8 protein-coding genes are annotated in these 11,922 nt (G+C 62.6%); 5 read left to right on the top strand and 3 right to left on the bottom strand.

The genetic code is table 11. The annotated features are described in order from the left end of the window. Positions 1 to 39 precede the first annotated feature (39 nt). The 3 genes from secD (at position 40) to JOE60_RS10025 (ending at position 5,335) form a co-directional block, all read left to right on the top strand. Complete coding sequence (secD, locus tag JOE60_RS10035; protein ID WP_167266003.1) at positions 40 to 1,791, top strand: protein translocase subunit SecD; 1,752 nt, start codon at positions 40 to 42, stop codon at positions 1,789 to 1,791. After that, positions 1,792 to 2,781, top strand: coding sequence for a protein translocase subunit SecF (secF, locus tag JOE60_RS10030; RefSeq protein WP_167266006.1), 990 nt, complete (start codon positions 1,792 to 1,794; stop codon positions 2,779 to 2,781). A gap of 160 nt (positions 2,782 to 2,941) precedes the next feature. Further along, on the top strand, positions 2,942 to 5,335 hold the full coding sequence (locus JOE60_RS10025) for a RelA/SpoT family protein (protein ID WP_167266009.1): 2,394 nt from the start codon (positions 2,942 to 2,944) through the stop codon (positions 5,333 to 5,335). Here the strand turns inward: JOE60_RS10025 and JOE60_RS10020 are convergent. From JOE60_RS10020 to JOE60_RS10010, 3 genes are all read right to left on the bottom strand, one after another. Beyond that, positions 5,332 to 5,937 carry a hypothetical protein gene (locus JOE60_RS10020; RefSeq protein ID WP_167266012.1) on the bottom strand — a complete coding sequence of 202 codons (606 nt, stop codon included), beginning with the start codon at positions 5,935 to 5,937 and terminating at the stop codon, positions 5,332 to 5,334. The genes JOE60_RS10025 and JOE60_RS10020 overlap by 4 nt on opposite strands. A gap of 95 nt (positions 5,938 to 6,032) precedes the next feature. Next, positions 6,033 to 7,574, bottom strand: a complete 1,542-nt coding sequence (locus tag JOE60_RS10015; RefSeq protein ID WP_167266015.1) for a DUF349 domain-containing protein — start codon at positions 7,572 to 7,574, stop codon at positions 6,033 to 6,035. 66 nt (positions 7,575 to 7,640) lie between these two features. Then, on the bottom strand, positions 7,641 to 8,435 hold the full coding sequence (locus JOE60_RS10010; RefSeq protein ID WP_204814905.1) for a peptidylprolyl isomerase: 795 nt from the start codon (positions 8,433 to 8,435) through the stop codon (positions 7,641 to 7,643). A 206-nt stretch (positions 8,436 to 8,641) separates the two neighbouring features. Here JOE60_RS10010 and hisS point away from each other — a divergent pair, with 206 nt between their 5' ends. Both hisS and aspS read left to right on the top strand, forming a co-directional pair. Then, positions 8,642 to 9,979, top strand: a complete 1,338-nt coding sequence (gene hisS / locus JOE60_RS10005) for a histidine--tRNA ligase (protein WP_167266021.1) — start codon at positions 8,642 to 8,644, stop codon at positions 9,977 to 9,979. Between the two features lie 111 nt (positions 9,980 to 10,090). Beyond that, entirely contained in the window at positions 10,091 to 11,884 is a 1,794-nt protein-coding gene (aspS, locus tag JOE60_RS10000; protein WP_204814904.1) for an aspartate--tRNA ligase, read from the top strand. Positions 11,885 to 11,922 lie beyond the last annotated feature (38 nt).

Below are 11,922 nucleotides of genomic sequence, written 5' to 3'. Positions count from 1 at the left end.
CCCGCCGGCGGCTGTCCGGCGATAACAGGAAGATCACTAATGGCAAGGACCGGCCCCAAAAACTCAGCCCGCCGGGTGCTGACATGGCTAGGCGCAATATTCGTTGTACTCACAGTTGTCTTGGGCGGCGGGGTGTTGACTGGCCACGCCAGTTGGGCGCCCAAGCTTGCCCTGGACCTCGAAGGCGGAACCCAGATGATCCTGGCGCCCCGGGTTGAGGGCTCCGGTGAGATCAATGAGGAACAACTGAACCAGGCAGTCGCCATCATCCGGCAACGCGTGGATGGTTCAGGCGTTGCTGAAGCGGAAATCAGTACCCAGTCCGGGCGCAACGTGGTGGTGAGCCTCCCAGGTACACCGTCAAAGGAAACCAGGGACCTGATCCAGGCTTCTGCCGACATGAACTTCAGGCCGGTCATTGCTGCCGGCGATCCCGCAGCCATTCCGGTGGAATCACGAACCCCTGACGACCAGCTGCAAAAGCCCACGGCGGCTCCCGCGAATGCCAGTGACATCAACTGGGTAACCGCCGATGTCCAAAAAGAGTTCGAAGCACTCGATTGCGTCAACCCGTCCACGGAAAAGCGTGAGCGGTCCGACCCCGCCAAGCCCTTGGTCACCTGCGAGGCCGCCACTGCGGAAACTCCCGCAGTGAAGTACATCCTTGGACCGGTTGAGGTCAAGGGACAGGACATTACCGGTTCCTCCTTCGATCCCGTCCAGGGTGCCCAGGGCTCCGTGACGAACTCGTGGGGCGTCACCATCACGTTCAACTCCGAGGCGACCGCAAAGTTCAAGGAAGTCACGGAACGCCTCAACCAGTTCTACGTGGCAGCCCAAGCGCAGGGCACCAACGATCCGAAGTCGCAGTTTGCGATCGTCCTGGACGACAAAGTCATTTCCGCGCCGCGTTCCCTCGCAGTAATCACTGATGGCAAGCCGCAGATCACGGGCAACTTCACCCAGGCGTCCGCGAAGGCACTGTCCGACCAGCTCCGTTACGGCGCGCTGCCCATCAGCTTCGAGATCCAGTCGCAAGAGCAGATTTCCGCCACACTCGGTGGCGACCAGCTCCGCCTGGGCCTGCTGGCCGGCGTGATTGGCCTCCTGCTTGTGGTGGTGTATTCGCTCTTCCAATACCGGGCCCTGGGCTTCGTGACCATTGCCTCCCTGGTGGTGGCAGGTGCGCTCACGTACCTGGCCATCGCGATTCTTGGATGGACGGAAAATTACCGCCTTTCCCTTGCCGGCGTCGCCGGTTTGATCGTGGCCATTGGCCAGACCGCAGACTCGTTCATCGTCTACTTTGAACGTATCCGCGATGAACTGCGCGATGGGCGCGGACTGGTGTCCGCCGTCGAAAACGGCTGGAAGCGCGCCAAGCGCACGGTTCTTGCCTCGAAGGCCGTCAACCTCCTTGCCGCCCTAGTGCTTTACTTCGTAGCCGTTGGCAACGTCCGTGGCTTCGCTTTCACCCTGGGACTGACGGCACTTGCCGACCTCCTGGTGGTCTTCATGTTCACCCACCCGATGCTCCAGGTACTGGCCCGGACCAAGTTCTTCGGCGAGGGGCACCGGTTCTCCGGACTGTCCCCGGACCGTCTTGGTGCGGTTCCGCTGTACCGCGGCGCAGGCCGTTTGCGTACGCCTGAGGAGAAGCCGGCCCCTGCTCGGGGACGCAATGCGGGCGCCGCAGCCGAGGCTGAACGCCGTATGACCATTGCCGAGAGGCGCCTTGCCGAGAAGGGCCAACTGACAGGCTCCTCGAAGGCCACCAAGGAGGAGAAGTAAATGACAACGAGCTTCGCAACCTTTGGCCATGAGCTGTACACGGGCAAGCGCTCGTACAACTTCGTCAACTCCAAGAAGATCTGGTTCACCATCGCGGCAGTTGCCGTGGCGTTGTCAATCCTGATCCCGGTTCTCAAGGGCGGATTCAACCTCGGTATCGAATTCCGTGGCGGCTCCGAATTCACTGTGTCCAACGTCAGCACCACTGACCCGGCACTGGGTGAGAAGGCTGTCCACGATGTTGTGCCTGAGGCTGTACCCCGCGTTGCCAACGTGGCCGGCAACACCATGCGGATCCAAACGGATCAGCTCAGTGATGACGAGACCAACCGGATCAAGGATGGCCTCACCAGCGCCTACGGAGTCACCGACAACGAGGTGACTTCCAACTTTGTTGGACCCACCTGGGGGCAGGACGTCACACGGCAGGCCCTGATTGGCCTGGTGGTGTTTGTCGGTTTGGCAGCGGTTCTCATGGCCCTGTACTTCAGGACCTGGAAAATGTCGCTGTCAGCCCTGGTGGGCATGCTGGTCACCATGTTCACAACGGCCGGTGTGTACGCGCTCAGCGACTTCGAAGTGACGCCGTCCGCCATCATTGGCTTCCTCACAGTGCTCAGCTACTCGCTTTACGACACTGTGGTGGTGTTCGACAAGATCCGTGAGAACACAGCAGACATTTCCACGTCCACGCGCCGTACCTTTGGCGAGGAGGTCAACCTCGCGGTGAACCAAACCCTGGTGCGCTCCATCAACACCATGATGGTGGCGGTGCTGCCTGTTGCGGCCATCCTCTTCATCGGTGCCGGACTCCTGGGGGCCGGCACTTTGCGCGACCTTTCGCTGGCGCTGTTTGTCGGCATCCTGATTGGCACGGCGGCAACCATCTTCATCGCGGCCCCGCTGTACGCCTGGCTGCGGCAGGGTGAGCCCGAGCTCGCCAAGCAGGCAAAGAAGGTTACCCACCGCCGGGCTGAGGCCACGGTGTAGGGCTTCCCAGAGCTGTTTTCCATCAAAGAGCCGGCCTCCGCAGCAATGCGGAGGCCGGCTCTTTGACTTGCCCGGGAAATGCCCATGTGCTCCGGATTGCAGAAGCATTCACTGACGGGAATAGACTGGGATAATTAAACGGGTTGTGAGGGGTGCTTCTGTGGAAGAACGTGCGACGTCGGCACCACCGGCGGGCGGGGACGATGGCCGCAACGCTGTGGCCGTCCCGGCAACAAGCGTGTCCGAAAAGGCCGTTGAAGCAGTGCCGATCGACACTCCTGGCGTTCGCCCCACATTCCCGGGGCGAAGGGAACGCACGCGCTCACGCCTGGCCCGCCTGACCGGCCGGGGTGTAGCGCCGTATTCACCCATCCTTGAGCCGCTGCTCAGGACCGTCAGGGCCAACAATCCCAAAGAGGATTTTGACCTCATCCAACGTGCTTTCACGGTTGCGGAGCGCAGTCACCAAGGACAAAAGCGCAAGAGCGGTGACCCGTACATCACCCACCCGGTAGCGGTGGCCACCATCCTCGCCGAACTGGGAATGACCGGCACCACCCTGGCAGCAGCGTTGCTGCACGACACGGTTGAAGACACCCCCTACACCTTGAACGACCTCACCAGGGATTTCGGTCCCGAGGTAGCCATGTTGGTGGATGGCGTCACCAAGCTGGACAAGGTCAGCTTCGGCGAGGCAGCGCAATCGGAAACTGTCCGCAAAATGGTCGTGGCCATGGCCAAGGACATCCGGGTACTGATGATCAAGCTGGCCGACCGCCTCCACAATGCGCGGACATGGCGGTTCGTTTCCGCGGAGTCATCGTCTCGCAAGGCCCGTGAGACACTCGAAATTTTCGCCCCGCTGGCCCATCGATTGGGCATGAACACCATCAAGTGGGAACTCGAAGATCTTTCCTTCGCCGCTCTTTACCCCAAGGTGTATGAGGAAATCGTGCGGATGGTGGGCGACAGGACGCCCGAACGCGAGAAGAGCCTGAGCGTCATCCGGAACCAGATCGCCGATGACCTGCGCACGTCCCGGATCAAGGCCACCATCACCGGCCGGCCCAAGCATTATTACTCGATCTACCAAAAGATGATCGTCAGGGACAAGGACTTTGACGACATCAACGACCTCATGGGCGTCCGGGTGCTGGTGGACTCTGTCCGCGACTGCTACGCGGCACTTGGCACGCTCCACTCGCGGTGGAACCCCCTCCCCGGGCGGTTCAAGGACTACATCGCCATGCCCAAGTTCAACATGTACCAGTCGCTTCACACCACGGTGATTGGTCCCGGCGGCAAGCCTGTGGAAATCCAGATCCGCACGCATGAGATGCACCGGCGCGCTGAATACGGTGTGGCCGCGCACTGGAAGTACAAGGACCAGCCCAACCGGACGGCCCAGGGCCCCGGAAGCCCCCGCGACGGTGACATGGGGTGGCTGCGTTCACTGGTGGATTGGCAGCAGGAAACCTCTGATCCCGGAGAGTTCCTGGATTCCCTGCGCTATGAGATCAATGCGCGTGAGGTCTTCGTTTTCACCCCCAAGGGCGAGGTCATGGCCTTGCCAGCGGGATCCACGCCGGTGGACTTCGCCTATGCAGTCCACACCGAGGTGGGACATCGGACCATCGGTGCCCGCGTCAACGGCAAGCTGGTCCCGCTGAACAGTGAGCTCAACCATGGTGACTGGGTGGAGATCTTCACCTCCAAGGCCGAAGGTGCCGGCCCCAGCCAGGACTGGCAGCACTTCGTCAAGTCGGCCAGGGCCAGGAACAAGATCCGTCAGTGGTTCACCAAGGAGCGCCGCGAAGAAGCGATCGATCGTGGAAAGGACATGCTCACCCGCGCCATGCGGAAGCAGAACCTTCCCCTGCAGCGGCTGATGACCCACGATGCTTTGTCTGCTGTGGCCGAGGCCTTCCACTACGTTGACATCTCCGGCCTCTACGCCGGAGTGGGCGACGGGCACACGTCGGCCCAGTCCGTCATGGAGAAGCTCGTGGAGCACCTGGGCGGCCAAGAGACTCCGGATGAGGACCTGGAAGAGGTCAGCATCCCCACGCAGGTGGCCAAGTCGAAGTTCTCCGACTCCGGCGTCATCGTTCGCGGTGTAGGGGATGTGTGGGTCAAGTTGGCCCGCTGTTGCACCCCCGTTCCGCCGGATCCCATCCTGGGTTTCGTTACCCGCGGCTCGGGTGTCTCCGTGCACCGAACGGACTGCACCAACGTGTCCGGGCTCCGGGATCAACCGGACCGCATCGTTGAAGTCGAGTGGGCTCCCACCCAGTCCAGCGTGTTCCTGGTGGAAATCCAGGTGGAAGCATTGGACCGCAAGTCCCTCTTGTCCGACGTCACCCGGATCCTCTCCGAAAACCACGTCAACATCCTTGCTGCCTCTGTTCACACGTCCAGCGACCGGGTGGCGATTTCCAAGTTTGCCTTCGAGATGGGCGATCCAAAGTACCTGCACCACGTCCTTAACGCTGTCCGACGCATCGACGGAGTCTTTGACGTCTACCGGACAACAGGGAACAAGCGCCGCAGCTAGCCCTTGTCCTCGGCCAGCCGGGCCAGGGTGGCCAACGCCCGGTTCTTGTGTGGCAACCGTGGCGCCGCCTCCACTGCAAGGACCAGGAGACGGAGGCGGATTCCAAGGTCCTCCCTCGACAGCAGGCGCCTCAGCGCCGGGATGGCGCGCTCTGCATCCACGTGGAGTGCAATGTCCGCTGCCGTGCGGAGTGGGCTGCTCACCATGAGTCCGCCCATGCTGACCACGTCCATCTGGCCCAGGCGGACCTCGTGAAGGTTGCAGGGTGTGATGCCCCTGAGGCTGGATATCCTGTGCTTCGCATCCACCAGAAGGGACAGCCGCTCCGGCTGTTTCGCGCAGCCGTAGATCCAGGCAGCAGTCATCCTTCCAGCCACCACCTTGGGCCGTACCCGCTCGGGTACGTTCATTGCTGCCGCCCTGGCCCGGAGACGGTGCGTAACCGCTACCCCGGGAGCGGCGTAGCTCTTGCCGTAAACGGGGAGCAAAACGCCGTCGATTGCCATGCCCTGGAGCTCGTTCCAGGAAAAGATCCGGTTGGGGGAGTAGAGCTCGGATAATTCCGGCTCCAGCAAGGCGGAGGCTGTTGCGATGGAGACCATTTGTTGATCATTCCGTGCCGCCCGCATACGAGTACAGGCCCCCACCCGGTCATGTGGATAACCGGGTGGGAGCCTGCGGGAAAACCAAGCAGTACCTACGCGAGGTCGCTTGCTGAGCGCTGGATCTGGTCCAACCATGCCTGACGGGCGTCCAGGGCTTCCTGGGCGGCCTTGATGCGGCGTTGATCGCCGGCCTTCTCCGCCTTCGCCAGATCGTCCTTCAGCCCAGCAATGGCAGCTTCGAGCTGGGACAGGGCACTGTTGGTGCGTGCCTTGGTTTCAGGGTTGCTCCGGCGCCACTTCTCTTCCTCGGCTTCCCGGACGGCGTCCTCCACCTTTCGGAGCCCTGCCTCGATGCGACCCATGTCGGCCCGGGGAACCTTGCCTGCATCTTCCCAGCGGTCACGGATGGACTGCAGGCTCTTCTTGGCGGCGTTGAGGTCGTTGATGGGCAGGAGCGCCTGGGCCTCCGTGACCAACTGTTCCTTGACGGCAAGGTTGGCGGTGTATTCCTGGTCGATTTGCTCGTTGGCAGCCTGGCGGTTGCTGAAGAACACATCCTGCGCAGCCCGGAAACGGCCCCACAACGCGTCGTCATCCTTGCGGCTGGCCCGCGGTGTTGCCTTCCACTGGTCCATGAGCCGGCGGTACTCGCCCGCAGCGTAGCCCCAATCCGTGGAAGAGGAGAGTGCTTCGGCCTCGGCGATCAGCGCTTCCTTGGCAGATTTGGCAGCAGAGTTGTTGCTGTCCAGCTGGGAGAAGTACGCCCGGCGGTGACGGTCAAAAACAGTGCGGGCGGAGCGGAACCTCTTCCACAGGGCGTCCTCGTTGCTTCGTCCCAGACGTACGCCGCTCTTCTGGGCGGCCTTCCACGTCTCGAAGAGCTCGTTCATCCGTGCGCTGGAGGTCTTCCACTGGATGTGGGCAGGATCCTGGCCGGCAATGGTCTCGGCTTCGGCAACGATTGCTTCACGAGCGGCAAGCTCGTTTGCCCGCACCGCGTCGTGGGCGGCTTTCTCGGACTTCTCCAACTCCACAATCTGGCCGGAAAGTGCGTCCAGTCGTGCTTCCGCGGAGCGGATGTCGCCCACCATGTTGCGTTCCGCAAGCTGTTCACGCAGATGCGTCACGGTCTTCTGCATATCCGTTGCCGGCGCTTTGGACTCCACACGGTGTTCCAGGAGAACCACCTGCGCAATGATGTCGTCAAACTTGCGGGCGAAGTAACCCAAGGCCTCGTCAGGGCTGACGCCCGGGTACTGGCCCACGGCGATTTCTTCGCTGTCGATCGTCAGAAATACGTGTCCGTCGCCCTCTGCGCGGCCCCATTTGGCAGCTTCCGCCAACGAAGCGGCAGAGACCGCAGGCGCCGCAGGAACGACGGCGGCAGGGGTCTTGGGCCGGGCAGCGAAGGCCGCGGGGGAAGGAACCGCAGCCGGCGTCGGCCGGGGAGCGGAAGGAGCTGACTCAGCTGCGGGTGCGTCCTCGTGGGCTGCTGGTGTTTCTTCAGCTGCCGCTGGGGCATCGGCCGTAGTGGGCTCTGTGGCTGCTTCTTCTGCAGGGGTGGAACTGCCTGCTTCGGTTGCCTCGTGGTTGGCCACTGCTGCTGTTTCGTCGGATTTTTGACTGTCTGTCACCGCTAAAAGTCTTTCGCTTGGAGGGACTGCTAAGGTCATGCACCCCGCGCTGGGGCCCGAAGCTGGTTACTTCAGAGAAAACGAGTCTATCGTGACAGGTGCCACAGGGGCGCCGTCTCCCGTGGTTACGTCTGGTTTAAGGCCCGCAGCGGCGATCTTTGTCACAACATCGAGGCCGCTGGTGACTTTGCCAACCACTGTGTAGCCACCGGCTGAATCCGCTGGAATGGTGGTGTCCTTATAAACAATGAAGAACTGGTGGCCGTTTCCGTAGGCGTTGTTGCCGGACCGTGCTACTGCAATTGTTCCGGCCGGGTATTTGTTGTCCGCGGGCGTGTTTTCCAAGGGGCCCCAGCGGTAGTTGGCGTCATCGGCACCGTTCGCCGACTTGGCACCGCACTGCAGAAGACCGAATGTCTCGGACGTGGTCAGGCGGTGGCAGAGGGCTCCGGTGTAGTAACTGGAATCTGCCAGGGACTTGAAGACCGCTGCAGCCTGTGGAGCGGCGGTGCCATTAAGTTCGACGTCGAGCACGCCGCCGTTCAGGGACAGCTGGCCCGTAAAGGTTTTTCCGGCTGCGGTATCCGCGCTGGGGATGTCCGCGCTGTTGGAGGCAGCGGGGGAGGCGCTTGGCGAGCTCAGTCCGGCTTCCAACGCCGCGAACTCGGCCTCGGTGGGGTTGGAGCTGAAAACCGTCAGCTGCAGTGTGACCGCCAGGGCAACGGCAGTGGCCCCGGCGGCGATCGCCAAGGTGTTGTCGCGCGTGCGCCGCTTGCCCTGTTCCTGGCGCAGGGCGCGCTTGGCTTCCATCTGCCTGATGCGCCGTTTAGCTTCGCGGTCATCCCGCGACCTTGTTGCCAAGAGTCCTCCTGAGTGGTTCCACATTCACCGATGGCCTGCAGCAACCGGCACGCTGCATTGGTTGTGCACGCGCGGAAAGCATAAACTGACTGCCGCACATAGTTTATGCATGACCGGCTGGACGCTTGCCCCGGGACACCCTCACCGTGTTCTTTATGGCGATGCCGGAACCAGCATTGGCCTTTCTTTGAGGAGAACATTCCACCATGGCACGCACCGCCTCCCTGTCCGGATTCCCCGAGTGGCTTCCCCAGGAGCGGTTGGTGGAGCTTCATGTGCTGGACACCCTCCGCAAGATCTTCGAGCTCCACGGGTTTTCCTCCATTGAAACCAGGGCCGTGGAAACCGTCGGCCAGTTGCTCCGCAAGGGCGAGATCGACAAAGAGGTCTATGGCCTCAGCCGCCTGCAGGATGACGACGGCGATGCTGCGAAGTCTGATCCCAACGCCTTGGCCCTGCACTTTGACCTGACCGTCCCCTTCGCGCGGTATGTGGTGGAGAACGCCGGCTACCTTGCCTTCCCTTTCCGCCGGTACCAGATCCAAAAGGTGTGGCGTGGCGAGCGTCCCCAGGAGGGACGGGCCCGCGAGTTCACCCAGGCCGACATTGACGTAGTGGGAGACGGCGAACTGCCCTTCCGCTATGACGTTGAGATCGCCCTGGTGATCGCCGAGGCACTGAGCGCTTTGCCGATTCCGGACTTCCGCCTCCGGATCAACAACCGAAAGCTGGCCGAGGGTTTCTACCGCGGCATCGGCCTGACGGATACCGCTGGAGTACTGCGCAGCATCGACAAACTCGAGAAAATCGGTGAAGCGAAGGTCGCTGGGCTGCTCAAGAGCGAGCTCGGCGCCACTGATGAGCAAGCAGCCCTCGCCTTGAAGCTGGCCACCATCCGCACCGAGGACACGTCGTTTGTGGAGCAGGTGCGCGCACTGGGCGTGACGGACGATCTTCTGGAGGAGGGCCTCAGTGAGCTGCAGCAAGTGATCGAGGCTGCCGTCCAGCGGGCACCCGGGAAAGTAGTGGCAGACCTCAGCATCGCCCGGGGCCTGGACTACTACACGGGCACGGTTGTTGAGACTGTGCTGGTGGGGCACGAGCAGCTGGGCTCCATCTGTTCGGGAGGCCGGTACGACGCTTTGGCCAGCAAGGGCAACCGCAAGTTCCCCGGCGTCGGACTTTCCATTGGCGTTACCCGCCTGGTCTCCCGCATCCTCAGCCAGGAACTGGCGTCTGCCTCGCGCGCCGTACCCACAGCTGTCCTGGTGGCCCTCAACACCGACGACAGCTGGTCGGCCGCCCAGGACATTGCCGCGCAATTGCGTGGGCGCGGGATAGCCACCGAGGTGGCTGCGAAGGCTGAGAAGTTTGGAAAGCAGATCAAGTTCGCTGACCGACGGGGCATTCCGTTTGTTTGGTTTACCGATGACGACGGCAAACACCAAGTCAAGGACATCCGGTCCGGCGAACAGGTGGACGCCGATCCCGCCAGCTGGACACCGTCCGATGACGATCTCCATGTCAGGGTTACCACCGCCTGAGGCAACGCTTGCCAGTTCCGCCCCGTGGCGGAAGCCGCGACCGGGGCGGGTAAACTCGGACGGGATCGTTGCTGCAACGGTCTCCTTAGAATTCACGCTGAAAGGAATGCTGTGCTGCGCACACATGACCTCGGATCCCTGCGATCCGAGCACATTGGACAAACCGTTACCTTGGCCGGCTGGGTGGGCCGCCGCCGTGATCACGGTGGTGTTGCATTCGTTGACCTGCGTGACGCGTCCGGTGTCGCCCAGGTGGTTGTCCGCGAGGAAGAGGTCTTCCACGGGCTGCGGAACGAGTACGTCCTCCAGGTGACGGGCACCGTCAGCAAGCGTCCTGAAGGCAATGAGAACGCTGCCTTGGCAACCGGGGAGATCGAGGTCATCGCGGAAGACGTGGTGATCCTCAACACTTCCGAGCCGCTTCCCTTCCAGATCGACGAGCACGTTGAAGTCGGCGAGGAAGCACGCCTCAAGCACCGTTACCTGGACCTTCGCCGTCCCGGCCCCTCGCGGAACCTTCGCCTTCGCTCGGAGGCGAACCGCATTGCCCGCGACATCCTCCACCAGCGCGGTTACGTGGAAATCGAAACCCCCACGCTGACGCGTTCGACGCCGGAAGGCGCCCGCGACTTCGTTGTACCGGCACGCCTGGCCCCGGGTTCCTGGTATGCCCTGCCGCAGTCGCCGCAGCTTTTCAAGCAGCTCCTCCAGGTGGGCGGCTTCGAGAAGTACTACCAGATTGCGCGTTGCTACCGTGACGAAGACTTCCGGGCCGACCGCCAGCCCGAATTCACGCAGCTGGACATCGAGGCGAGCTTCGTGGACCAGGACGACGTCATTGAACTCGGCGAAGCCATTGTCAAAGCCCTGTGGCAGCTGATCGACGTCGAGATCCCCACTCCGATCCGCCGCATGACGTACTTGGACGCCATGGCCAAGTACGGATCGGACAAGCCGGACCTCCGGTTCGGTGTTGAGCTGACGGAGCTGACCGAATTCTTCAAGGACACCGACTTCGGCGTGTTCAAGGCTCCGTACGTGGGCGCCGTGGTGATGCCGGGCGGCGCTTCGCAGCCCCGCCGCACGCTGGATGGTTGGCAGGAATTCGCCAAGCAGCGCGGCCACAAGGGCCTGGCTTACGTTCTCTTCAAGGAGGACGGCGAACTTGCCGGCCCCGTTGCCAAGAACCTGACGGAAACCGAGCGTGCAGGCCTCGCCGATGCCGTCGGCGCCAAGCCTGGCGACTGCATCTTCTTCGCCGCCGGAGAGAAATCAGCGGCCCGGGCACTCCTCGGTGCCGCCCGCGTGGAGATCGGCCACCGGACGGGCCTGATCGATCCCAAGGACTGGGCGTTCGTCTGGATCGTGGACGCACCCATGTTCGAGCCGGCTGCAGCCGCTGTAGCCTCGGGCGACGTCGCGGTGGGTGGCGGCCAATGGACGGCTGTGCACCACGCATTCACCTCACCCAAGCCGGAGTTCCTGGACACCTTCGATCAGGACCCGGGATCTGCGTTGTCCTACGCGTACGACATCGTATGCAACGGCAACGAAATCGGCGGCGGTTCCATCCGTATCCACGACCGTGAGGTCCAGGAGCGCGTCTTCCAGCTGATGGGCCTGGACAAGGAAGAGGCCGAGACCAAGTTCGGCTTCCTCCTTGAGGGGTTCAAGTACGGCGCTCCTCCCCACGGCGGCATGGCCATGGGTTGGGACCGTGTGGTGGCCCTCCTCGCCGGGGTTGAGTCCATCCGCGACGTCATTGCCTTCCCCAAGACCGGCAACGGTTATGACCCCTTGACCGCTGCGCCGGCTCCGATTACATCCCAGCAGCGCAAGGAAGCAGGCGTGGACTTCAAGCCGGAAGCCAAGCCTGCTGCCACGCCGGAAACAAAGTCTGAGTAACACCCCGCCAATGGCCCTCCACTTCCGTGGAGGGCCAT

The organism is Paenarthrobacter ilicis (genome assembly GCF_016907545.1).
In the GTDB taxonomy this organism is placed as follows: Bacteria; Actinomycetota; Actinomycetes; order Actinomycetales; family Micrococcaceae; genus Arthrobacter; species Arthrobacter ilicis.
Note: the sequence above shows the minus strand (reverse complement) of the source record. Positions and strands in the feature narration are given on the sequence as shown.